Below are 22,391 nucleotides of genomic sequence, written 5' to 3'. Positions count from 1 at the left end.
TCCCGCGAATACTTTGGGGCTGCCCATGAAACCATCCGCCTGTGCCGCACTACTCTGTGCCCCCACATTCCTGCTAGCCGCCGAGCGCGACGACGCCCTCAAGCTCCCCGACGTGCTGATCAGCGCCAGCCGCCAGGTCGAGTCGCGCACCGCCACCAGCGCTGCCAACACCGTCTTCACCCGTACTGACATCGATCGCCTGCAACCCGCCAGCGTCACCGACCTGCTCAGCCGCGTGCCCGGCGTGCAAGTGGCGCCAACCGGTGGCCGGGGCAGCCTGCCTGGCATCTTCATCCGCGGCACCAAGGCGGCACAAAGCCTGGTGCTGGTCGATGGGGTGCGCATTGCCAACGCTACCTCTGGCGACAGCGGCCTGCAGTTTCTGAACGTCGACCAGATCGAGCGGGTGGAAGTGCTGCGCGGCTCGCGCTCGGCGGTGTACGGCAGCGACGCCATTGGCGGGGTAATCCAGATCTTCACCCGTCGCAGCAATGGCCCCGGCCTGCAGCCGCGCCTGCGCATGGCCGCCGGCAGCAACCAGACATTCCAGCGCAGCCTGGGGCTGTCTGGCGGCAGCGACGCGACCCGCTTCAACCTTGGCGCCAGCCTGGATGAAACGGCCGGCATCGACTCGACCGGGCCGTCCTTCGCCAGCGATGGCGACCACGACGCCTACCGCAACAAGGCATTCAACCTGAGCCTGAGCCATACCTTTGGCGAACGCTTCGAGGCCGGCCTGAACCTGCTCGACAGCCGTGGCCGCAGCGAATACGACAACCCGTTCGGCGGCTTCGACCCGGTCACCTTCGAAAGCTACGGCCAACAGCCGTACACCGATTTCAGCGTCAGCAGCCTGGGCAGCTACTTCGACGCCCAGCTCACCGACATCTGGCATTCGCGGCTGGAACTGGCCCACAGCGAGAACCGCGACGACAAGCGCGACAAGCTCAGCGCCGAACGCTTCGTGTTCAATACCTACCGTGATCAGGTCACCTGGCAGAACGACCTGGCCCTGGGCGAGCGACACAGCGTGTTGCTGGGTGGCGACTGGTACGAAGACCGCGTGCACGCCAGCACCGACTTTACCGAGGACAGCCGCTGGAACCGCGCCGTCTTCGTCCAGCACCGCTACCAGGGCGAGCAGTTCTCAACCGAGGTGGGCGTGCGCCATGACCGTAACCAGCAGTTCGGCGGCCAGACCACCTGGAGCGGCAGCCTGAGCGTACCGTTGAATGCGCAGAATGATGTGCTGCTGTCCTACAGCGAGGGCTTTCGGGCGCCAACCTTCAACGACCTCTATTACCCCCAGTTCAGCAACCCGGACCTGGACCCCGAGCACTCCAGAAGCTACGAGCTGCAATGGCGCAGCCAACTGACGACGCACAGCCGCCTGGAAGCCTCGCTATACCGCACCGATCTGCGCGATGCGATCGTGTTTGGCCAGGACTCGGTACCCCGCAACGTGGCCTCGGCACAGATCAACGGTTTCGAAATGGCATTGGCGCAACAGTGGGGCGCCTGGCACAGCCAGCTGGGCCTGGCACTGATCGACCCGCGTGACCGTGACAGCGGCCACACTCTCGCCCGCCGTGCACGCCGCACGTTAAGCCTGGATCTGGACCGTGAGCTCGGGCGTTTCACCGCGGGGGCAAGCTGGCAAGCGGTCAGCGGCAGCTACGACGATGAGGCCAACCGCAACGGCATCGGCGGCTATGGTGTGCTCGGTCTGCGCGGTAGCTGGGCCGCCACTGATGAACTGAAACTGGAAGCGAAGCTGGATAACCTGCTGGACCGCTCTTACAGCCGCGCCCTGTACAGTTATGAGGGGGCCTATCACCCCTACCGTGAAGAAGGCCGTACGCTGCTGTTCAGCGTTACCTGGACGCCGGCGCTTTAGCCGCGAGCGCTGCGCACAAACGGGCGGTGGCTTCGATCATCTGCCCACTGGGCCGCTCAATGCCTTTGTCGGGTATCACCAGCAAACCGCCATCGGCAACCGCACGCAGTTGCGGCCAGGCCTTCCAGCTTGCCAGTTGCGCTTGATCACCCGCCAGGATGACCTGTGGATTTCGCAGCAGCACAGACTCCACATTCACCTGCGGCGCTGGTTGGCTGAGGTCGGCGAACACATTGCGCGCCCCGCACACGGCCAGGGCATCGCTCACCACCTGCCGGCCACCCAGGGTGTACAACGGCTGGTCCCACACCTGATAGAACACCTGCAAGGGCTCGTCACGCCGGTACTGCTGGCGCAGCTGCCGCAGCCGTTCCCGCAGGGCCTGGGCATATTGATGGCCTTGCCCGGCACGGCCGATACGCTCGGCGATGGCTTCGATCTGCGCGATCAACTGGTCGATGTCACGGGGCTCTGCACTGAAGGTGGCAATGCCCAGGCGCTTGAGCTGGTCGCGCTGGGCAGGTGGCACGCTGCCCGGCCAGAGCAGCAGCAAGTCAGGGCGCAGGCTGAGCAGGCGCTCCATGTCCAGTTGACCTTGGCGCCCTACCGAGGGCAGGTCGCGCAGGGCTGCCGGCCGTTCGCCACCGTCGAGCACGCCGACCAGCAGGTCGTCGGCCTGCAGTTCAAGCATGATTTCAGTCATCGAAGGCGCCAGGCTGACCACCCGCAAGGGGTCAGCGGCCAGCGCGGTACAGGCGAACAGCGCCAGCAGGCCAGGTAGAAAGCGCATCAGCCCAGTTGGCGCGGAATGCGATAGAGGTACAGCACCACCACGGTGGACAACGCCAGCAGGATCTGCGGCACCGCCTCCAGGCCGACCAGTACAGACAGTGCGGCGACCCAGGCCGGCAAGCAGGCGTACAGCATGGCCATGCGCCGCACCCGCGCCAGTTCGATCCAGGCAGCGGGCTCTTCGCCCGTGCCGAGCACCTTGGAGGTGGCGATCAGTGCGCGCTTGTAAGCGCCGAAGCGCGGCAGGCTGAGGAACATGGTCGCCGCGCCGGCGATGAACAGTGGCATGGCCAGCACCGGGATCAGCGCGTCACCACCACCAAAGGCCCAGGCCATGACCGGCAGCGGCACCAGGCCAACCGCCAGGTACTGCCACCAGGCCAGTGCCAGGCGCCGCTTGACCTCGGCGCGGGTCACGCCTGGGGCACCTCGCCCTGGTGTTCATTGCCCAGCATGTGGCCGAGTTTACCGGCCTTGGTCGCCAAGTAGTAACGGTTGTGCGGGTTGTGGCCGGTGTGCAGCGGTACACGTTCGGCAACCACGATATTCATGTCGGTCAGGGCTTTGACCTTGCGCGGGTTATTGGTCATCAGGCGCAGGGCTTTCACGCCCAAGTGCTCCAGCATCGGCAAGCAGATGGCGTAGTCGCGCTGGTCGGCGGCAAAGCCCAGGCGTTCATTGGCTTCGACGGTATCGGCGCCACCATCCTGCAGCTCGTAGGCGCGAATCTTGTTCAACAGGCCGATGCCACGGCCTTCCTGACGCAGGTACAGCAGTACCCCACGGCCTTCACGGGCGATCGCCTGCAGCGCGGCTTCCAGCTGCGAACCGCAGTCACAGCGCTGGCTGAACAGGGCGTCGCCGGTCAGGCACTCGGAGTGCAGGCGCCCCAGCACCGGCTGGCCATCCGCAATGTCACCCAGGCTGAGCACTACGTGCTCGCGGCCAGTGGCTTCGTCGAGGAAGCCGTGCATGGTGAAGGTCGCGAATGGCGTCGGGAGTTTAGAGGCGGCAACAAAGACGACGGGCACGTTGTGCTCCTGGAATAAGTTGGAAATTTCTCGTGGGCCGATTGTATCAGCCGGTTGCAGGCTGTGGGCGGGCTGAATACCGCGGGTTAAGATCGAAAAGTTCGATGCTTAGGTTCACCAGGCCCGGCCTTATCGCCGGCAAGCCAGCGCCCACAGGTACTTCACAGGATCCGAAGCCGCGGTGATCCTGTGAGCGCTGGCTTGCCGGCGATGGAGTGCGAAGCGCCCCTGCTTCAATGGGGTTTGCTGTCTGCAGTGAACGGGTACGGCTGTTTCCAGTGCTCGAAAATCGGCTTCAGCTCGCCGCTGCGCACCAGTTCGTCCATGCGCTTGTCGAACAGGTCACTCAGGGCCTTGGCCTGGCCATTGTGGGCAAACGCCAGGTACAGCGGTAATTCGGCCACATGGTTAAGGCGGAAGCGCTCGGGGTGGGATGACTGGCTGAGGACGTAATTGACTTCGGTCAGCGCATCAATGTAGAAGTCCACCCGGTCATGCTCGAGCATCGGCAGAATGCCTTCGCGGCGCTGAATTTCACGGAATTCATGCACATCTGGCAGGTAGCTGCCGTAATCGTAGCCACGCACCCAGGCCAGGCGATACTTGCCCACGTCCTGCGCAGTGGGCACAGGTTTGCTGGCAAGCCCCAATGCGTAGATGTGGTCGACGTCGAAGTGCCAGCGTGGGTACAGGTTGTCGTCGTTCTCTTGCTTGTACGAGCCCACCCAGGCATCGGCTTCGCCGCGTTTGACCAGCCCGACTGCACGGCTGTAGGGCGCGCTCTGGGTCACCACCTGGACCCCTGCCGGCTCGAACACCTTGCGCAGTACGTCCCAGGCCACCCCGGTACCGTCAGCGTTGGTGTAATCGAGCCATTCTTCACTGACCAGGTGGATCTGCTTGGGCACGCCTTCAGCAGCTGCCACCCATGGGGCAACGCTCAGCAGCACTGCCAACAGCAACGTCCTTATGGCCATTCACGCGCTCCCTGTTCAGGCAACCGCCCACACCAGAACCTGCATGCCCAGCCAGGCAAACACGCCGGCCAGGATATCGTCGAGCATGATGCCGACACCCCCGTGCACATGGCGGTCGATCCAGCGGATCGGCCATGGCTTGAGGATGTCGAAGAAGCGGAACATCAGGAACCCTGCCAGCAACCACTGCCAGCCCTCCGGCACCAGCCAGAGGGTGATCCACATGCCGACAATCTCATCCCAGACAATGCCTTCATGGTCGTGTACGCGCAAGTCATTGGCGACTTTGCCGCACAACCAGAAGCCAAACAGCATGCTTACGCCCAGCAACAGCCAGTAGCCCCAGTCAGGCAGCATCTGCCACAACGGGATGAACGGTATGGCCACCAGCGAACCCCAGGTACCCGGGGCCTTGGGCAAGGTACCCGAACCGAAGCCAAAAGCGATGAAGTGCCACGGGTTGCGCCAGACCGAAGGCGGAACAAACTCCGCAGGCACCTGATTGGGGTGATCGGTCACGGTGTCTCCCTAAAGTGTTGATAGCCCCGCTGAACGGGGGTGATGTCCCGGCCCTGCACATCGCGCAAGGTGACGCCCTGCCCTTCGAGCACACGACCAATGGTATGCACCTCGACCACGCCAAGATCAGCCAAGGGCGCCAGCGCCTCAGGCGGCAGCGTAAAGGCCAGCACGTAATCATCGCCACCGGCGAGGGCTGCCTGCACTGCTGCTTCGCGGCCGAGGAAAGCCTCTACAGCAGGAGACACTGGCACCTGGGCCAGGTTCACCTCCAGCGCAACGCCGGACGCCTTGGCGATGTGCCCGCAATCAGCGAGCAGGCCGTCAGAGATGTCCAGCGCCGCCGTGGCCCGACCACGCAGCAGCGTTCCGAGGGTGAGCTGCGGCATTGGCGACCAGTAATGGGCCAGCAGCGGCTCGGCCTGTTCAGCAGGCGCCTCGCGCTCGCCCAGCACCAGCGGCAGCGCGCCGGCCGCCTTGCCCAGCACCCCGCCAACGCACAGCAGGTCGCCTGGCCGTGCACCGCTACGGCGCAACGCCTGGCCTGTCGGTACACGGCCAAACACGGTAACGGTTATGCTCAGCGGGCCTCGGGTAGTGTCACCCCCGATCAGGCTCATGCGGCAACGGTGGGCCATGCGGCTGAGGCCGTCAGCATAGGCTGCCAGCCAGTCAGGGCCAACATCAGGCAAGGTCAGGGCGAGGGTGAAGCCGATCGCAGTTGCACCCATGGCGGCCAGGTCACTGGCGGCCACGGCCAGCGAACGCTGGCCAAGCAGCAGCGGATCGCAAACAGCGGGAAAATGCACCCCGGCGACCAGGGTGTCGGTCGACACCGCCAGTTGCTCACCGGGGGGAAGGGCCAGCAGGGCGCAATCGTCGCCGATACCCAGGGCCACGCCTTCGCCGCCCTGCGCACAAGGCGCGGCGGCGAAGTAATGGTTGATCAGCTCGAACTCACCCATGGCTCGGCAGCGCCAGAATCAGCGCTTGTTCGCCTTGACTTCGGCTTCACGCAGCGACGGTGCCAGCTTGTCCAGCACGCCGTTGACGAACTTGTGGCCGTCGGTGGCACCAAAGACCTTGGCCAGCTCGACACCTTCGTTGATCACTACGCGGTACGGTACGTCGACGCGCTTGATGAACTCCCAGGTGGACAGACGCAGCACGGCCAGCTCGACCGGGTCGAGCTCTTCCAGCGTCATGGTCATGCAAGGCGCCAGGGCCTTGTCGATTTCGCCCTTGATTGCCGGAACCCCATGCAGGATTTCACGGAAATAGGCACCGTCGACATCGGTGAAATCGTTATCCACCCGGAACTGCGCTTCGATCTCGTTCAGCGAATGCTGCGCCATGTGCCACTGGTACAGTGCCTGGGTCGCGAGCTTGCGGGCTTCGCGGCGCTTGGCGCTCTTCGAGGGCTTGCCGGCATCCGCAGGTTTTGGATCGCGCGGGTTGAAACGATCGCTTTCGTCGCTAATCACTTGGCCTCCAACTGCGCCAGCAGGCTGACCATTTCCAGTGCGGACAGGGCAGCTTCAGCACCTTTGTTGCCGGCCTTGGTGCCGGAACGCTCGATGGCTTGCTCGATGGAGTCGACGGTCAGTACGCCGAAGGCCACTGGAACACCGAACTCCATGGACACCTGGGCCAGGCCCTTGGTGCATTCGCCCGCCACGTATTCAAAGTGCGGGGTACCGCCACGGATCACGGCGCCCAGGGCGATGATCGCGTCGTAGGCGCCTTGCTGGGCGACCTTCTGTGCTACCAGCGGGATTTCAAATGCGCCCGGGGCACGGATGATGGTGATGTCGCTTTCGCTGACACCGTGGCGTACCAGGGCATCAACGGCACCGCTTACCAGGCTTTCAACGACGAAGCTGTTGAAGCGGCCAACCACCAAAGCATAGCGACCTTTGGGGGCGATGAAGGTACCTTCGATGGTCTTCAGGGTCATTCCGATATTCTCATCTTCAAGAGCGAGGCCGCATACAAGCGGCCTCGACAGGGGTCTGGACTCGAGCAGAGGGCGTCAATGCCGCCTCAAGTCACTCGGAGGGCACGTATTCTACAACTTCCAGATCGAATCCGGATATCGCGTTGAACTTCATCGGCGAACTCATCAGGCGCATCTTGCGCACACCGAGGTCGCGCAGGATCTGCGAACCGGCACCCACGGTGCTGTAGGTAGTCGGTGCCTTGGCGGGTGCATCGCCCGCGCTTTCGCGGATGTGGGCCAGCAACACGTCGCCGTCCAGCGGGTGACCCAGCAGCAGCACCACGCCACTGCCAGCCTCGGCCACGGCAGCCATGGCAGCACGCAGGCTCCAGCGGCCTGGCTGCTTGACCAGCAACAGGTCGCGCAGCGGGTCCATGTTGTGCACACGCACCAGGGTAGGCTCTTCGGCGCAGATCTTGCCCAGGGTCAGGGCCATGTGCACGTCGCCTTCGACCGCGTCGCGGTAGGTGACCAGGTTGAACTCGCCCAGCTCGCTCTCCACCGGCTGCTCGGAAACACGCTGCACGGTGCGCTCGTGGATCATGCGGTAGTGGATCAGGTCGGCGATGGTGCCGATCTTCAAGCCGTGCTCGGCGGCGAACACTTCCAGCTCGGCGCGACGCGACATGGTGCCGTCGTCGTTCATCACTTCGCAGATCACGCCGCTTGGCTCGAAACCGGCCATGCGTGCGAGGTCGCAGGCGGCTTCGGTGTGGCCGGCACGGGCCAGGGTACCGCCGGGCTGGGCCATCAGCGGGAAGATGTGGCCAGGGCTGACGATGTCTTCGGCCTTGGCGTCCTTGGCAGCGGCGGCCTGCACGGTGCGTGCTCGGTCGGCGGCGGAGATGCCGGTGGTTACGCCTTCGGCGGCTTCGATCGATACGGTGAACTTGGTGCCGAAGCCCGAGCCGTTGCGCGGCGCCATCAGCGGCAGCTTCAGCGTTTCGCAACGCTCGCGGGTCATCGGCATGCAGATCAGGCCACGGGCGTGCTTGGCCATGAAGTTGATATGTTCGGGCAGGCAGCATTCGGCCGCCATGATGATATCGCCTTCGTTCTCGCGGTCTTCGTCATCCATGAGGATGACCATTTTGCCCTGGCGGATGTCTTCGACCAGTTCTTCGATGCTGTTGAGCGCCACGCGGCACCCCCTTCTCAATCAGGATTTCAAGAAGCCGTTGGCGGCCAGGAAGCTTTCGGTAATGCCACTGCCCTTGCTCGGTTCGGCAGCCTTGTCACCCAGCAGCAAGCGCTCCAGGTAACGGGCCAGCAGGTCGACCTCAAGGTTTACCCGACGCCCTGCGCGGTAGTCGGCCATGATGGTTTCGGACAGGGTGTGCGGGACAATGGTCAGCTCGAACTCGGCGCCATTGACCTCATTGACCGTCAGGCTGGTGCCGTCGACGGTGATCGAACCCTTGTGGGCGATGTACTTGGCCAGCTCCTTGGGTGCACGCACACGGAACTGGATGGCGCGGGCGTTATCGCTGCGCGAGATGATTTCGCCGACGCCGTCGACATGGCCGCTGACCAGGTGCCCGCCCAGACGGGTGGTGGGGGTCAGGGCCTTTTCCAGGTTGACCTTGCTGCCGCTCTTGAGGTCGATAAATGCGGTGCGTTTGAGGGTTTCGACGCTGACATCGGCCCAGAAGCCATTGCCCGGCAGTTCGACGGCGGTCAGGCACACACCGTTGACGGCGATGCTGTCGCCGAGCTTGACGTCGCCCAGGTCAAGCTTGCCGGTGTCGACGTGGACGCGCACATCCCCCCCCTTGGGGGTGAGGCTGCGGATGGTGCCGATGGATTCGATGATGCCGGTGAACATGGGGTCTTCCTCAAAAACGGTTTGCACGGGGCAAGCCCGGCATTATACGCCGGGCGCCGGCAGGGGGATGGCCGTGACCCGCCAGTCATCGCCCACTGCGCGCATTTCGGTAATTTTCAATCGCGGCGCTTCGCTCATCTTGTCCAGCGGCCACTCCAGCAATGGGCGGGCGTCGGAGCCGAGGAAGGTGCCAGCGACGAACAGCTGATACTCGTCGATCAGGCCTTGGCGGGCAAAGGCGCCGACCAGGCCGGCACCGCCTTCCAGGAGGATTTCGTTGACGCCGCGGGCGGCCAGGGCCTGCAACAGCGCCGCAAGGTCGACCTGGCCATTGTCGCCCGGCAAGCTGAGCAGTTCGTGGCCGGCAGCGGCATAGCGCGGGTCATCTGCGACAGCGGTCACCACCAGTGCCGGGCCGGCCAGGAAGAACGGCGCAGCCAGTGGCAGGCGCAGGCGGCCATCGACCAGCACTCGCAGCGGGGTGCGGCTGAGTGCCAAGGCGGTGGTTTCGGCGTCCAGGCCCAGCTCGGCGCCACGTACGGTCATGCGCGCATTGTCGGCCAGCACACTGGCAGCGCTGGTCAGCACCACGCTGGAACGGGCACGCAGGCGCTGCACCGCCGAACGGGCAGCGGGGCCGGTGATCCACTGGCTTTCGCCGCTGGCCATCGCGGTGCGGCCATCCAGGCTCATGGCCAGCTTGGCGCGCACGAACGGCAGGCCGTGTTCCATGCGCTTGAGAAAGCCTGGGTTGAGCGCGCGGGCCTCGGCTTCGAGCACGCCACTGGCCACTTCGATGCCAGCCTCGGCCAGGCGCCGCAGGCCCTGCCCCGCCACTTGCGGGTTAGGGTCCTGCATGGCTGCCACCACCCGCGCTACGCCAGCCTTCACCAGTGCTTCGGCGCACGGCGGCGTGCGGCCATGGTGGCTGCACGGCTCGAGGGTAACGTATGCACAGGCGCCACGGGCACGCTCACCGGCCTGGCGCAGGGCATGCACCTCGGCATGTGGCTCGCCAGCACGCACATGCCAGCCTTCGCCCACCACTTCGCCATCGCGTACGATCACGCAACCTACGCGCGGGTTGGGGTGGGTGGTGTACACGCCCTTACGCGCCAGCTCCAGCGCGCGGGCCATGTAGTGGGCGTCAAGGATGGCGGCTTGGCTGGGCATGTTCACTCTTTAGCCGGCTCACGGGCCAGGCGGTCGATTTCTTCGCGGAACTCGTCGAGGTCCTGGAAGCGTCGGTACACCGAGGCAAAGCGGATATAGGCCACCTCGTCGAGCTTGCGCAACTCGGCCATGACCATTTCTCCCACCACCAGCGATTTGACTTCGCGCTCGCCAGTGGCACGCAAGCGGCTTTTGATGTGCGCCAGCGCCGCTTCCAGGCGCTCGACGCTGACCGGGCGCTTTTCCAGCGCCCGCTGCATGCCGGCGCGCAGCTTTTCTTCGTCGAAAGGCTGGCGCGTGCCGTCCTGCTTGATCAGCCGGGGCAGCACCAGTTCGGCGGTTTCGAAGGTGGTGAAGCGCTCGCCACAGGCCACGCATTCGCGGCGGCGGCGCACCTGCTCGCCCTCGGCAACGAGGCGAGAGTCGATGACCTTGGTGTCGTTGGCACCGCAAAAGGGACAGTGCATGGTGGCAGGCAACAAAAAAAGGGAGGGCCATGGTAGCGCATTGCACTGGCAAGACAAGCCAAAGGGGTTAACATCCATGGGAAATCTGCCCGTGAAGGACGACCCCATGCACTACCGAACGCTCGTTGTGCTGTGCTGCGCCGCCCTGCTCGCTGCCTGCGGCAGCGACAGGCCGAAAACCGATACGCCCCCGGCGCCCACGCCAACCCGCTCGGCCAAACCGGCCGAAGTACTGGGACCGCTGCCGGCCTACCAGCGCGAACTGAGCGGCACCTTGCTGGAAATCCCGGCAGGTGCCGACGTGGAACTGGCCTTGCTGGTCATCGACGAACGCGACCGCCCGCAACGCCTGCTGGCCAGCAGCAACCTGACCGGCACCGGCCAGGCCCTGCCCTACCACCTGCGCTTCAACCCCGAAGCGTTCCCGGCCGGCGCGCGGGTCGAGCTGCGTGGCCGCGCCAGCAGCTCCGGCCAGTTGATCATGCACCTGCCACCGGTGCGTATCAGCCAGGCCCAAACCCAAGCCACCGGCCCGCTGCGTTTCGAGAAGGCGCCGTAAGTGGCACCCGTGGCCCTGCAACAGGCCCTCAGCGGCCTGATCGGCGAAGCGCGCCTGATCGTCAGCGAGCTGCCCGGCTGTGACCTGAAGCTGTGGTTGATCGACGACCAGAACATGGACCGCGCTTTCAGCAGCGAAGAAACCCGGCGCATCCTTGAAGAGCCGCCCTACTGGAGTTTTTGCTGGGCCAGTGGCCTGGCCATGGCCCGCTACCTGGCCGAGCGCCCGGAGTGGGTGGCCGGCAAGCGCGTGCTGGACTTTGGCGCCGGCTCAGGTATCGCCGGTATTGCCGCCGCGCGCGCCGGTGCATTGGAAGTGGTGGCCTGCGACCTCGACCCGCTGGCCCTCGATGCCTGCCGCGCCAATGCCGCGCTGAATGGGGTCGAGCTTAATTACAGCAGTGACTTTTTTGCCGAGGACGACCGCTTCGACCTGATCCTGGTCGCCGATGTGCTGTACGACCGCGCCAACCTGCCGCTGCTGGACGCCTTCCTCGGCCGCGGCCGCCAAGCGCTGGTGGCCGACTCGCGCGTACGCAACTTCTGCCACCCGCTGTACCAACAGCTGGGCGTGCTCGAAGCGCTGACCCTGCCGGACCTGGCCGAGCCACACGAATTCCGCAGGGTCAGCCTGTACCACGCCAGCCGCGACGCCTTATAGTGGTGCCATTCACGAGTTTGCGAGAGTCGCGATGACCCAAGACACGCCTTACATTTTCGACGCTACCGATGCCACCTTCCAGCAACTGGTAATCGAGAACTCCTTCCACAAGCCGGTGCTGGTGGACTTCTGGGCCGAGTGGTGCGCGCCCTGCAAGGCACTGATGCCGTTGCTGGCCAAGATCGCCGAGGGTTACCAGGGCGAGCTGCTGCTGGCCAAGATCAACTGCGACGTGGAGCAACAGGTGGTTGCCCAGTTCGGCATTCGCAGCCTGCCGACCGTCGTGCTGTTCAAGGACGGCCAGCCGGTGGACGGTTTTGCCGGGGCTCAGCCGGAATCGGCGATTCGCGCCATGCTCGAGCCGCACGTGCAGATGCCCGCTGCACCCGTCGCTTCGCCGCTGGAGCAGGCCAAGGCGCTGTTTGCCGAAAGCCGCTTTGCCGAAGCCGAAGCGTTGCTGCAGGCACTGCTGGGTGAGGACAACAGCAACGCCGAGGCGCTGATCCTGTACGCCCGCTGCCTGGCCGAACGTGGCGAGCTGGGCGAGGCCCAGGTGGTGCTGGATGCGGTCAAGACCGACGAGCACAAGGCTGCACTGGCCGGGGCCAAGGCCCAGCTGACCTTCCTGCGCCAGGCCGCCAGCCTGCCAGAAGTGGCAGACCTGAAAAGCCGCCTGGCGCAGAATCCGCAGGATGACGAGGCGGCCTATCAGCTGAGCATTCAGCAGCTGGCGCGCCAGCAGTACGAAGCGGCGCTGGATGGGCTGCTGAAGCTGTTCCAGCGTAACCGTGGCTACGAGAACGGGCTGCCGCAGAAGGCGTTGCTGCAGGTGTTCGAGCTGCTGGGGGGGGATCATCCGCTGGTTGGCGTTTATCGCCGCAAGCTATCGGCGGCGATGTTCTGACCTGGTGGCATTTGCGAGGGCTTCGCCCTCGTTCGCGGGCATGCCCGCTCCCACAGGTGTGCACAGCTCCCAAGTGCGGTGAAATCCTGTGGGGGCGGGCGCGCCCGCGAAGAGGCCAGAACAGGCAATACCAATTCACCCAACCCAGTGATAGACCGGCGCATCCACGCCACTTTCCACCTTCACCTCACTGCTGTGCCGCAAGCGCACCAGCAGCCGTTTGCCTGCCGCCGTGCTTCCCGCCAGCCCTTCCAGCCGGTCCAGCAACTCCGGCCCGCTCATCTGCCCGGCAAGGCGCAACACATCACGCGCGGCGGTCCATTGCCCGTCATCCTGGCGCGGTGCCGCCACTGTAGGCGTCGCAGCACCTTGAACCACTGCAGGCACCTCGATTTGCTTACCCAGTTGCGCCCACTCTTCAGGCGCCAGCTCGATGGTCAGGTCCACCGGCCAGTCACCAATCTGTCCACGAATTCTCATGATGCGTTCCTTGAGCCCAAGTCAATGCAGCCATGCTACCGCAACATGAAACCTTAGCCACGCAGGCTGGCGGCGCGCAGAAAAGTTGTTATAACATAACTCAATCTTCCAGCCCGCTCCGGAGTCGTCCATGCGTCGCCTGCTGCTCGCCCTGCCCTTCGCCTTGCTGCCACTGGCCGTGGCCCATGCCCACGATGACCATGATCATGATCACGCCCATGGTACGCTCGGCGCCCACGAGCATGGCGTGGCCAAGCTCAACATCGTGCTCGATGGCAACACCCTTGAGCTGGAGCTGGACAGCCCGGCGATGAACCTGGTGGGCTTCGAGCATGCCGCAAGCAGTGATGCCGACAAGGCCAAGGTCGCTGCCGTGCACCAGCAACTCGAACAACCCCTCAAGCTGTTCGGCCTTTCTGCAGCAGCAAACTGCAAGGAAGAACAGCAGGAACTGGAAAGCCCGTTGTTCGGTGACGCCGCGAAAGCTGACGACGATGACGATGAACACGCGCATGGCCACCCGCACAGCGACATCGGCGCCCATTACCAACTGACCTGCGCCAACCCCGAAAAACTCACACAGTTCGACCTGACGCCCCTGTTCAAGGCCTTCCCGGCCACCCAGAAAATCAACGTGCAACTGATCGGCCCCAACGGCCAGAAAGGCGTGGAAACCACGCCTGCCAAGGCAGTGGTCGCCTTCTGAATGAACCAGCCGCTGATCGAACTGCATGACCTGGTGTTCGCCTGGCCAGGTCAGCCGCCGCTGCTGGATATTCCGGCATTCCACCTGAACGCGGGTGAAGCCCTGTTTCTCAAGGGCCCCAGCGGCAGTGGCAAAACCACTTTGCTGGGCCTGTTGGGCGGGGTGAACGTGCCGGCGCAGGGCAGCATCCAGTTGCTCGGGCAGGACCTCGGCAAGCTGGGCCAGGGTGCCCGTGATCGCTTTCGGGTCGATCACACGGGCTACATTTTCCAGCAGTTCAACCTGCTGCCATTCCTCTCGGTACGTGAGAACGTCGAGCTGCCCTGCCGCTTCTCGCGCAGCCGCAAGGCACGCGCCGAGCAGCGCCACGGCAGTGTCGACCAGGCCGCAAGCACGCTGCTCGCCCACCTGGGCCTGGACGACCCGGCCCTGCTCGCCCGCCGCGCCGACAGCCTGTCGATCGGCCAGCAGCAGCGCGTCGCCGCTGCCCGCGCCCTGATCGGTCAGCCGGAGCTGGTGATTGCCGACGAACCGACCTCGGCGCTGGATGCTGACACACGCGAAGCGTTCATCCGCCTGCTGTTCGATGAGTGTCGCGCTGCCGGCACCAGCTTGCTGTTCGTCAGCCACGACCAGAGCCTGGCGCCCCTGTTCGACCGTCACCTTTCCCTGGCCGACCTCAACCGCGCCGCCAAGCCCCGGGAGGCCTGATGTACCTGCTCCGCCTTGCCCTGGCCAGCCTGGCCAACCGCCGCTTCACCGCCTTTCTCACCGCCTTTGCCATCGCCCTTTCGGTGTGCCTGCTGTTGGCCGTGGAGCGCGTTCGCACCGAAGCTCGCGCCAGCTTCGCCAGCACCATCAGCGGCACCGACCTGATCGTCGGCGCCCGTTCCGGTTCGGTGAACCTGCTGCTGTATTCGGTGTTTCGCATTGGCAACGCGACCAACAACATCCGTTGGGAAAGCTTCCAGCACTATGCGCAGGACCCGCGAGTGAAATGGGCGATCCCGATCTCGCTGGGCGATTCGCACCGCGGCTACCGAGTGATGGGCACCACGACGGATTACTTCAGCCATTACCAGTACGGCCGCCGCCAGCATCTGGAACTGAGCCAGGGGCGTGAGTTCGCCAGCGACCCGTTCGAGGTGGTGCTCGGCGCTGAAGTGGCCGAGGCGTTGCACTACAAGCTGGGTGACAAGCTGGTGCTGGCCCACGGCGTGGCCGCCATCAGCCTGGTCAAGCATGATGACAAGCCATTCACCGTGGTCGGTGTGCTCAAGCGCACCGGCACACCGGTCGACCGCACCCTGCATATCAGCCTGGGCGGTATGCAGGCCATCCATATCGACTGGCACAACGGCGTACCCGCCCGTGGCGCTGGGCGCATCAGCGCCGAGCAGGCACGCACGATGGACCTGCAACCCGCAGCCATTACCGCGTTCATGCTGGGCCTTAACAACAAGATCGCGACTTTCAGCCTGCAGCGCGAGATCAACGAGTACCGCAGCGAGCCGTTGCTGGCAATCCTCCCGGGCGTGGCCCTACAGGAGCTATGGAGCCTGATGGGCACGGCGGAACAAGCGTTGTTCGTGGTCTCGCTGTTCGTGGTGCTGACCGGCTTGATTGGCATGCTCACGGCAATTCTCACCAGCCTCAACGAGCGCCGCCGGGAGATGGCGATCTTGCGGTCGGTCGGGGCCAGGCCGTGGCATATCGCGGGGCTGCTGGTACTGGAAGCGCTGTCACTGGCAGCGGTCGGGATCGTGGCCGGGCTTGGCTTGCTGTATGCGGGGATTGCCCTGGCGCAGGGGTACGTGCAGGCCAACTATGGCTTGTATCTGCCACTGGCCTTGCCGAGCGCACATGAATGGACCTTGCTGGCTATCATCCTGGGGGCGGCGTTGCTGATGGGCAGCGTGCCGGCGTGGCGGGCTTATCGGCAGTCGCTGGCCGATGGCCTGTCCATACACCTCTGAGTGCGCGTAATGATCAGACACCTCACCGCCTGCTTCGCGGGCACGCCCGCTCCCACAGGGTTCTCCACTAGCCTCAGGCCTTGTAGAGGACCTGTGGGAGCGGGCATGCCCGCGAAGAGGCCGGCCATGCGCATGCTGCTGGCCCTGCTGTTGCTGGTGGCGATGCCTCTTTGGGCCGCCGAACCCAAGGAGCTGGACTGGCCCGCCCTGATCCCCGAAGGCGCCCCGGTCATCCCGCCACAACTGGCGCCGCTGCACGACATGTCACAGCTCAGCAACGCCCTGGCTGCCGAATCTGCCCCGCCCGCGCGTCAGCAAGCCCCCGACGCCCCGGTTGTAAAAGAGCTCGACGGCCAACAGGTCAAGCTGCCTGGCTACATCGTGCCACTGGAGGTCAGCGAAGAAGGCCGCACCACCGAATTCCTGCTGGTCCCTTATTACGGTGCGTGCATCCATGTGCCGCCGCCACCGTCGAATCAGATCGTGCACATTTTCAGCGAGATGGGCGTGCGTGTCGAAGACCTCTACCAGCCCTACTGGATCGAGGGAAAGATGCAGGTTAGAGCCTCCAGCAGCGAACTGGCCGACGCCGGCTATCAGATGGAAGCCGAGAAAATCTATGTTTATGAGCTGAGATGAGAACTGTTTCGAATTCGTGAAGACGCTTCTTTGAGCTGGGTCAAACTTTCTGTTTAACCACCTCCGTACCATTGGACTACTCGATTAATAACGTCCTTTGGGAGCTTCCATGAACAAGTCCTTGCTCGGCGCCTCGCTTGTGGCCCTTGCGCTCGCCGCCCCTGCCGCCCACGCCTATCAGGCGGGGGACATGATCTTGCGCGCAGGCGCAATCACCACTGCCCCGAACGAGAGCAGCGGCGACCTGAAGTTCGACGGCAACAAAGTGTCGGGCACCAAAGCGACCCTGGACAGCGACACCCAGCTGGGCCTGACCTTTGCCTACATGCTCACCGACCACATCGGCCTGGAACTGCTGGCAGCCACCCCGTTCAAGCACACCGTCGGCGTAAAAGGCCTGGGCGGCGGGCTGGACGGCAAACTGGCCGACATCAAGCAACTGCCACCGACCCTGTCGCTGCAGTACTACCCGATGGAGCCGAATTCGCGCTTCCAGCCATACGCCGGCGTGGGTATCAACTACACCCTGTTCTTTGACGAAGACCTGAGCAGCGCGCGCAAGCAACAAGGCTTCAGCAACCTCAAGCTGCAGGATTCGGTAGGTATCGCCGGCCAACTGGGTATGGATTACATGCTGACCGACAACCTGCTGGTCAACGCCTCGGTCTGGTATGTCGACATCGACACCAAGGCCAGCGTCAACGGCCCGACCGCGCTGGGTTACAGCAAGACCAAGGTCGACGTCGACGTCGACCCGTGGGTGTACATGGTCGGCCTTGGCTACAAGTTCTGACCTGAACACTGCAGGGCGGCTTCGGCCGCCCTCGCGCGTTGCAACCAGAGCCAGTAGCCCAGCGCTGCCGCACTGAAGGCCATGCCAAGCCCACACACCGCAGCCCACCCCCAATGGGCATGCACCCAACTCGCAAGCACCGCCCCCAGCCCGCTGCCAAGCGAATAGCAGCACATGTAGGCACCGATCAAGCGGCTGGCCATCGCGCCGCGCCCTGCCAGTAACAGGCTCTGGTTGGTGACATGCACCGCCTGCACGGCAAAGTCCAGCATCAGCACGCCTAGCACAAAGGCTATCAGGGACTGCCCGACAAAAGCGGTGGGCAACCACGACAGCGTCAGCAGCGCCAGCGCCAACCCGGTGGTGCGCTCTCCCAGCCCCCTGTCGGCCAAGCGACCGGCGCGCGCTGCCGCCAGAGTACCTGCAACACCTGCCAGGCCGAACAGGCCAATTTCGGTATGGCTCATAGCCAATGGCGCAGCACTGAGGGGCATGACCATGGCGCTCCACAGCACGCTGAACGCGGCAAAGATCAATACCCCAAACACCCCGCGCTGGCGCAGCAGCGTGTCTTCCCGATACAAACGGAACTGGGACACGAGCATCGCCCGGTAGCCAGGCCGGTGCATCAACGGCTGCCTGCTGGGCAGGCTGCGCCACAGCACCACGGCCAGTAACATCAGCAGCCCTGCGGCAACCAGATAACCACTTCGCCAACCGGCCAGGTCGGCTAGCCCGCCCGCCACCAGCCGCGCCAACAGAATCCCCAGCACAATGCCACTGGTGACGGTGCCCACGGCCTGCCCTTGCTCGCCAGGCGAGGCGAGGCTGGCCGCATGCGCCACCATTACCTGGACCATGACGGCCATCAGCCCGGTAATGGCCAAGGCCAGCAGTAACATCGCCCAGTTCGGCGCCATGCCCACGCCGACCAGCGCCAGCGCCGAGAACAACAACTGCCCGAGCAACAGGCGCTTGCGATCGACCAAGTCCCCCAGAGGCACGATCAGCAGTAGCCCGAGGGCGTAGCCTGCCTGGGTCGCGCCGACCGCCCAGCCAATCTGCTGCTGCGCCACCCCCAGGTCGGCAGCCATCGACTCGAGCAGAGGCTGGGCGAAGTAAATCGTCGCCACCGCCATGGCGCTGGTGGTGGCAAGCAACAGGAATATCCAGCGTGTCAGCGAAGGTGTCATAAGGCCGGCCTCGTCCATCTGGTTTCGATTTGAAACCACATACTGGCTATTTAGCAAATGTGGTTTTAATCTGCAACCAGATAATCAACACAGGTTTGACCCATGCTCGATGAAAACAATGCGCAGTGCCCCGTAGCCCGTGCTCTGGAGGTGCTGGGTGATCGCTGGGCACTGATGATCCTGCGCGATGCCTTTGACGGGCTGCGGCGGTTCAGTGAATTTCAGAAGAACCTGGGGCTGGCCAAGAACATCCTCGCCTCGCGGCTCAAGCTGCTGGTGGAGAGCGGATTACTGGCGCTGCAGCCGGCATCGGATGGCTCTGCCTACAAGGAATATGTGCTGACCGAGAAAGGGCTGTCGGTGTTTCCGGTGGTGGTTGGCTTGAGGCAGTGGGGGGAGCGATACCTGTTTGAAGCGGGGGAAGCGCGTTCTGAATTGTTCGAGGCTGCCAAAGGGCAGGCCATCGAGACATTGCAGGTGCGCGCTTTGGATGGGCGGGTACTGGGGGCCGAGGATTGCCTGCGCAGGGTTGTGCGGCATGGGTGATTTTTGGGGCTGCTGCGCAGCCCATCGCGACACAAGGCCGCTCCCACACTGAGCGCAAGTCAATTGGCTGCACGCTGTCCCTGTGGGAGCGGCCTTGCGTCGCGAAAGGGGCGCAAAGCGCCCCCAGGGGCTCAGTGTTTACCGAGAAGCTTGGCCAGGCCCTCGACCATCGACGTCGCCTGCGGAAACTCGAACCGCGCCAGCAACCGCTGGTTATCCGCCCGCGAATGGCGAATGTCACCGGCACGCGCCGCCACATGCGTAATCGCCGGCAAGCTGCCCACCACCTTCTCAAGCGCCACCAGCAACTGGTTCAGCGAGGTAGCCTGGTTGAGGCCGATGTTCACCGCCCCCTCCTCGACCTGCGGCTGCTCCAGCGCCTGCACCATCACCTGCACCAGGTCGCCCACGTAGAGGAAGTCGCGGGTCTGCTCGCCATCGCCGAAGATGGTGATCGGCAAGCCCTGCACTGCGCGCTCGCAGAAGATGCTGATTACCCCGGAATACGGTGAGGACGGGTCCTGGCGTGGCCCGAAAATGTTGAAGAAGCGGAACACCACCGGCTCCAGCCCATGCTGACGGCGGTAGAAGTCCAGGTACTGCTCACTGGCCAGCTTGTCCACGGCATAGGGGGTCAGCGGCGCCTTGGGCGTGTCTTCGGCAATCGACTCGCCTTCGCCATTGTTGCCGTACACCGCCGCACTGGAGGCGAACAACACCCGGCGCAGACCCTGCACGCGCATGGCTTCGCACACGTTCAGGGTGCCAATGAAGTTGCTCTGGTGGGTACGCACCGGGTCTTCGACCGAGGCCTGTACCGAGGCCACCGCCGCCAGGTGCACCACGGCACTGCAGCCTGCCGCGGCCTGCATGACCAGCCCGGCGTCGGCGACATCGCCTTCGATCAGTTCCAGACGCGGGTGGCCAACCTGCAGGTTGCTGCGCCGGCCGGTGGAGAAGTCGTCGAGAATGCGTACGGCGTAGCCTTTGTCCAACAACGCATCGCACAGGTGGGAGCCAATGAAGCCGGCACCGCCGGTGATCAGGATGGGGGCGTCAGCCATGGCGGTAGAACCGGTCCAGTAGAGGCGGCAGGCCGGCGCGCCAGGCGCGCGGCTTGATGCCGAAGGTATGAAGGATTTTCTTGCAGGCCAGTACAGCGTTCTGCGGCTCTTCGCTGGCATCCGGCCGTGCGGCATGGGCCTGCGGTGTCGGCGCCTGCACCGCCAGCTGGCGGTGTTGGCCTGCTTCGGTAAGAATCGCCTGGCCCAGCGCCAGCGGCGTGGTCGCCTCGTTGCCGGCGTAATGGTAAGTGCCCCACAGCGGCGCACTGCAATCGAGTTGCTTGAGCACCGACAGAATCACCCGTGCGGCATCGTCGACCGGTGTCGGGTTGCCACGCCGGTCATCGGCCAGCAGCAGCTCCTGCGGTTGCTCGGCACGGGTCAGGAAGCGGCCCAGCGAGCCGTCGATGCTCTCGTCGAGCAACCAGCCGAAGCGCAGCAGTACGTGCTGCGGACAGGTCGCGCGCACACTCTGCTCGATGCGCCACAAGGCCTGGCCACGCAGGCCCAGCGGCACGGGCTCGTCCTTTTCGCTGTAGGCCGTTGCCCGCGAACCATCGAATACCCGGTAGCTGGAAGGTTGCACCAGGGTGATCTGGTGGTGCTGGCACAGCTCTGCCAGCCGCTCCACTGCCCGCTCCTGTTGAGCCAGGCGTTGCTCGCTGACCGACTCGGCCTGGAACCAGTCGAAGTAATAGGCCAGGTTGACCAAGGCGTCGGGGCGGTGATCGTCGAGCAACTGAGTGAGGTTGGCCGGCGTCCAGCCATTCTCGGGAGGGCGCGGCGCCAGGAAAGCAATGTCCTCCTCGGCCCCAAGACGAATCAGCGCTTGCCCGAGGGCATTGCCACCACCCAACAGCATTAGGCGCATACGCATAGAGTCAGCAGATCCGAGAGGTTGATGAAGGAAAGGGGTCATTTTGCGGTTTCCGGGCGGGGAAGTCCAACCCTGAGGCTGACAGCACTACCCACCCAAGACGATTCCTACCACACCCATAGACATTCCCTACAGCTCGCAAGGGCTCCACCTTACATCATCGGTAAAAGGTCTCTGGCTAAATAGTCTCCGCCCTAACAAGAAGAGTCACCTTTACCTACATACAAGGAGAATAAAAATGGAAGGGGTAAACGCTAAGGCCGGAACCGAGATCCTTCATCTCACATTTAGTAAAATGCAAGCCAGCATACTTGATCACGGCTCACGACAAACTGCCGCTGTCGGCGGCCCAGATGTCGCGGGAGCTGCTGCCCTATCTGCCTGTCAGGCAAAAATCTTGAAGAATTCACTGGATGACGCACAGCTTGCTTTGCTAGAAATATTTGCCTCCGGAAAAGCAGCAGCACTTGAATTCGCTGCAATGAAAGTTCCTAACGTGGGCCCTGTACCGAGCGAGCTGGCAGACATTGATATTTTGAAGATCGATCCGGTTACCGTCTATATGGCCTCACGAAACCAGATTCTTTTGAGCCTTGTCGACTACCGCTCATTCGCTTTTGATATCGACAATGGCGGTATGCAAGTACGGCTTGTTGGAAATTTCAAAGGTGGCGGAGTGCGATTGCTACCGAATGAACTCAACCTGCATCAAGCCGAACTGAGCTCCCATGCAGGCGTTCAACTGGGCCCACACACTGAACCTCCTTACAACTGCTCAGTTCAGTTCGAGGGTGAGCATTCCCCTGCTCCAAGCGCATTGATCCTGAGTGCAAGATGGAATCCATTACAGGAACCGACCAAATTCATACCCGTGCGCAATGCGATCTCAAATCTCAACGGCCTTGAGGCACTGGCGCTATCTTCCAAGTCATTCTGCTTTACCCGCAGCGACTGCTTCGTGAAGGATGAGAGTCAGGCGACGATCGCAAATTCGATTCTTCAGTTCGATGTTAGAGGCGATTTCACCCTCCGATATAGCAGCTATAGGCACTCACTGCATGATGAAGCTAACCATTCGACACGACAGGCTTATCAAACATTGCGAGACTTGCTGGACAAAGAGCAACCCTACGATTTCCTGCCAAGCCCCGACTCTGCACTATTGATCAATAATTGCCAGGCACTTCACGCCCGCGACGTCATCAAGGACAACCGCAGACTGCTGGTTCGACTATTTGGGTACTCACCTGATGCCCGGCCTGTGATTTTACAACAAGACCCATTGATCGTACGCGGCTAAGGCGGGGAAAAGAA

27 protein-coding genes are annotated in these 22,391 nt (G+C 63.6%); 11 read left to right on the top strand and 16 right to left on the bottom strand.

Going from position 1 to position 22,391, the window contains the following annotated elements; all coding sequences use genetic code 11:
* Positions 1–25 precede the first annotated feature (25 nt).
* The gene (locus tag OZ911_RS02855) at positions 26–1,897 is read left to right on the top strand and encodes a TonB-dependent receptor domain-containing protein (protein WP_070086744.1); all 1,872 of its coding nucleotides are present in this window, start codon (positions 26–28) and stop codon (positions 1,895–1,897) included.
* Here OZ911_RS02855 and OZ911_RS02850 read toward each other — a convergent pair.
* The 12 genes from OZ911_RS02850 to nrdR all read right to left on the bottom strand — a co-directional run bounded on the left by OZ911_RS02850 (position 1,875) and on the right by nrdR (position 10,680).
* Positions 1,875–2,687 (bottom strand): cobalamin-binding protein, encoded by an 813-nt coding sequence (locus OZ911_RS02850; RefSeq protein WP_070086745.1) that lies wholly within the window; start codon positions 2,685–2,687, stop codon positions 1,875–1,877. The genes OZ911_RS02855 and OZ911_RS02850 overlap by 23 nt on opposite strands.
* On the bottom strand, positions 2,687–3,106 hold the full coding sequence (locus OZ911_RS02845) for a hypothetical protein (RefSeq protein ID WP_016484702.1): 420 nt from the start codon (positions 3,104–3,106) through the stop codon (positions 2,687–2,689). Before OZ911_RS02845 ends, OZ911_RS02850 begins: the two co-directional genes overlap by 1 nt.
* Complete coding sequence (gene ribA, locus OZ911_RS02840; RefSeq protein WP_016484701.1) at positions 3,103–3,720, bottom strand: GTP cyclohydrolase II; 618 nt, start codon at positions 3,718–3,720, stop codon at positions 3,103–3,105. Before ribA ends, OZ911_RS02845 begins: the two co-directional genes overlap by 4 nt.
* 233 nt (positions 3,721–3,953) lie before the next feature.
* Positions 3,954–4,697, bottom strand: a complete 744-nt coding sequence (locus tag OZ911_RS02835) for a substrate-binding periplasmic protein (RefSeq protein ID WP_016484700.1) — start codon at positions 4,695–4,697, stop codon at positions 3,954–3,956.
* Between the two features lie 15 nt (positions 4,698–4,712).
* Complete coding sequence (locus tag OZ911_RS02830; RefSeq protein ID WP_003255391.1) at positions 4,713–5,216, bottom strand: phosphatidylglycerophosphatase A family protein; 504 nt, start codon at positions 5,214–5,216, stop codon at positions 4,713–4,715.
* Positions 5,213–6,181 carry a thiamine-phosphate kinase gene (thiL, locus tag OZ911_RS02825; RefSeq protein ID WP_016484699.1) on the bottom strand — a complete coding sequence of 323 codons (969 nt, stop codon included), beginning with the start codon at positions 6,179–6,181 and terminating at the stop codon, positions 5,213–5,215. Before thiL ends, OZ911_RS02830 begins: the two co-directional genes overlap by 4 nt.
* Positions 6,182–6,199: 18 nt before the next feature.
* Positions 6,200–6,700 (bottom strand): transcription antitermination factor NusB, encoded by a 501-nt coding sequence (gene nusB / locus OZ911_RS02820; protein WP_023049296.1) that lies wholly within the window; start codon positions 6,698–6,700, stop codon positions 6,200–6,202.
* Positions 6,697–7,173 carry a 6,7-dimethyl-8-ribityllumazine synthase gene (gene ribH, locus OZ911_RS02815; protein ID WP_003255395.1) on the bottom strand — a complete coding sequence of 159 codons (477 nt, stop codon included), beginning with the start codon at positions 7,171–7,173 and terminating at the stop codon, positions 6,697–6,699. The genes nusB and ribH overlap by 4 nt, the downstream gene beginning before the upstream one ends.
* 91 nt (positions 7,174–7,264) lie before the next feature.
* Positions 7,265–8,356 carry a bifunctional 3,4-dihydroxy-2-butanone-4-phosphate synthase/GTP cyclohydrolase II gene (ribBA, locus tag OZ911_RS02810; protein WP_016484697.1) on the bottom strand — a complete coding sequence of 364 codons (1,092 nt, stop codon included), beginning with the start codon at positions 8,354–8,356 and terminating at the stop codon, positions 7,265–7,267.
* Positions 8,357–8,374: 18 nt separating this feature from the next.
* The gene (locus tag OZ911_RS02805; protein WP_016484696.1) at positions 8,375–9,040 is read right to left on the bottom strand and encodes a riboflavin synthase; all 666 of its coding nucleotides are present in this window, start codon (positions 9,038–9,040) and stop codon (positions 8,375–8,377) included.
* Positions 9,041–9,082: 42 nt separating this feature from the next.
* Positions 9,083–10,213, bottom strand: a complete 1,131-nt coding sequence (ribD, locus tag OZ911_RS02800; RefSeq protein WP_070086746.1) for a bifunctional diaminohydroxyphosphoribosylaminopyrimidine deaminase/5-amino-6-(5-phosphoribosylamino)uracil reductase RibD — start codon at positions 10,211–10,213, stop codon at positions 9,083–9,085.
* Between the two features lie 2 nt (positions 10,214–10,215).
* Complete coding sequence (gene nrdR, locus OZ911_RS02795) at positions 10,216–10,680, bottom strand: transcriptional regulator NrdR (protein WP_003255402.1); 465 nt, start codon at positions 10,678–10,680, stop codon at positions 10,216–10,218.
* Positions 10,681–10,786: 106 nt separating this feature from the next.
* On the opposite strand from nrdR, the gene OZ911_RS02790 reads away from it, so the two are divergent.
* From OZ911_RS02790 to trxA, 3 genes are read left to right on the top strand one after another with little or no spacing between them, the layout of a single operon-like run.
* On the top strand, positions 10,787–11,239 hold the full coding sequence (locus OZ911_RS02790; RefSeq protein WP_070086747.1) for a YbaY family lipoprotein: 453 nt from the start codon (positions 10,787–10,789) through the stop codon (positions 11,237–11,239).
* A complete protein-coding gene (locus OZ911_RS02785) occupies positions 11,240–11,899 on the top strand; it encodes a class I SAM-dependent methyltransferase (protein WP_016484693.1) in 660 nt (219 codons plus the stop codon).
* A 31-nt stretch (positions 11,900–11,930) separates the two neighbouring features.
* A complete protein-coding gene (gene trxA, locus OZ911_RS02780) occupies positions 11,931–12,803 on the top strand; it encodes a thioredoxin (RefSeq protein ID WP_016484692.1) in 873 nt (290 codons plus the stop codon).
* 135 nt (positions 12,804–12,938) lie between these two features.
* Here the strand turns inward: trxA and OZ911_RS02775 are convergent, their stop codons facing one another.
* Positions 12,939–13,283, bottom strand: coding sequence for a hypothetical protein (locus tag OZ911_RS02775; protein WP_016484691.1), 345 nt, complete (start codon positions 13,281–13,283; stop codon positions 12,939–12,941).
* A 130-nt stretch (positions 13,284–13,413) separates the two neighbouring features.
* Between OZ911_RS02775 and OZ911_RS02770 the strand changes: the two genes are divergently transcribed.
* The 5 genes from OZ911_RS02770 to OZ911_RS02750 all read left to right on the top strand — a co-directional run bounded on the left by OZ911_RS02770 (position 13,414) and on the right by OZ911_RS02750 (position 17,397).
* The gene (locus OZ911_RS02770) at positions 13,414–13,989 is read left to right on the top strand and encodes a DUF2796 domain-containing protein (protein WP_023049328.1); all 576 of its coding nucleotides are present in this window, start codon (positions 13,414–13,416) and stop codon (positions 13,987–13,989) included.
* The gene (locus OZ911_RS02765; RefSeq protein WP_070086748.1) at positions 13,990–14,700 is read left to right on the top strand and encodes an ABC transporter ATP-binding protein; all 711 of its coding nucleotides are present in this window, start codon (positions 13,990–13,992) and stop codon (positions 14,698–14,700) included. It begins immediately after the preceding gene.
* Positions 14,700–15,965, top strand: a complete 1,266-nt coding sequence (locus OZ911_RS02760; RefSeq protein WP_023047570.1) for an ABC transporter permease — start codon at positions 14,700–14,702, stop codon at positions 15,963–15,965. Before OZ911_RS02765 ends, OZ911_RS02760 begins: the two co-directional genes overlap by 1 nt.
* A gap of 126 nt (positions 15,966–16,091) precedes the next feature.
* Positions 16,092–16,604 carry a DUF3299 domain-containing protein gene (locus tag OZ911_RS02755; RefSeq protein WP_024717607.1) on the top strand — a complete coding sequence of 171 codons (513 nt, stop codon included), beginning with the start codon at positions 16,092–16,094 and terminating at the stop codon, positions 16,602–16,604.
* A gap of 109 nt (positions 16,605–16,713) precedes the next feature.
* On the top strand, positions 16,714–17,397 hold the full coding sequence (locus tag OZ911_RS02750; protein WP_014589498.1) for an OmpW/AlkL family protein: 684 nt from the start codon (positions 16,714–16,716) through the stop codon (positions 17,395–17,397).
* Here OZ911_RS02750 and OZ911_RS02745 read toward each other — a convergent pair.
* Positions 17,385–18,590 (bottom strand): MFS transporter, encoded by a 1,206-nt coding sequence (locus OZ911_RS02745; RefSeq protein WP_031311890.1) that lies wholly within the window; start codon positions 18,588–18,590, stop codon positions 17,385–17,387. The genes OZ911_RS02750 and OZ911_RS02745 overlap by 13 nt on opposite strands.
* Before the next feature lie 102 nt (positions 18,591–18,692).
* Between OZ911_RS02745 and OZ911_RS02740 the strand changes: the two genes are divergently transcribed.
* Complete coding sequence (locus OZ911_RS02740; RefSeq protein ID WP_070086749.1) at positions 18,693–19,136, top strand: winged helix-turn-helix transcriptional regulator; 444 nt, start codon at positions 18,693–18,695, stop codon at positions 19,134–19,136.
* Between the two features lie 131 nt (positions 19,137–19,267).
* Here OZ911_RS02740 and OZ911_RS02735 read toward each other — a convergent pair whose 3' ends face one another.
* Together OZ911_RS02735 and OZ911_RS02730 are read right to left on the bottom strand one after the other, a co-directional pair.
* On the bottom strand, positions 19,268–20,200 hold the full coding sequence (locus OZ911_RS02735) for an NAD-dependent epimerase/dehydratase family protein (RefSeq protein WP_023047572.1): 933 nt from the start codon (positions 20,198–20,200) through the stop codon (positions 19,268–19,270).
* Positions 20,193–21,077 carry a sugar nucleotide-binding protein gene (locus OZ911_RS02730; RefSeq protein ID WP_024717608.1) on the bottom strand — a complete coding sequence of 295 codons (885 nt, stop codon included), beginning with the start codon at positions 21,075–21,077 and terminating at the stop codon, positions 20,193–20,195. The genes OZ911_RS02735 and OZ911_RS02730 overlap by 8 nt, the downstream gene beginning before the upstream one ends.
* 238 nt (positions 21,078–21,315) lie before the next feature.
* Here OZ911_RS02730 and OZ911_RS02725 point away from each other — a divergent pair, with 238 nt between their 5' ends.
* Positions 21,316–22,377, top strand: a complete 1,062-nt coding sequence (locus tag OZ911_RS02725; RefSeq protein WP_023047573.1) for a hypothetical protein — start codon at positions 21,316–21,318, stop codon at positions 22,375–22,377.
* Positions 22,378–22,391 lie beyond the last annotated feature (14 nt).

Source organism: Pseudomonas fortuita, from assembly GCF_026898135.2.
Classification (GTDB): Bacteria; Pseudomonadota; Gammaproteobacteria; order Pseudomonadales; family Pseudomonadaceae; genus Aquipseudomonas; species Aquipseudomonas fortuita.
The sequence above is the reverse complement of the archived record's forward strand: the minus strand, read 5'-3'. Positions and strand labels throughout refer to the sequence as shown.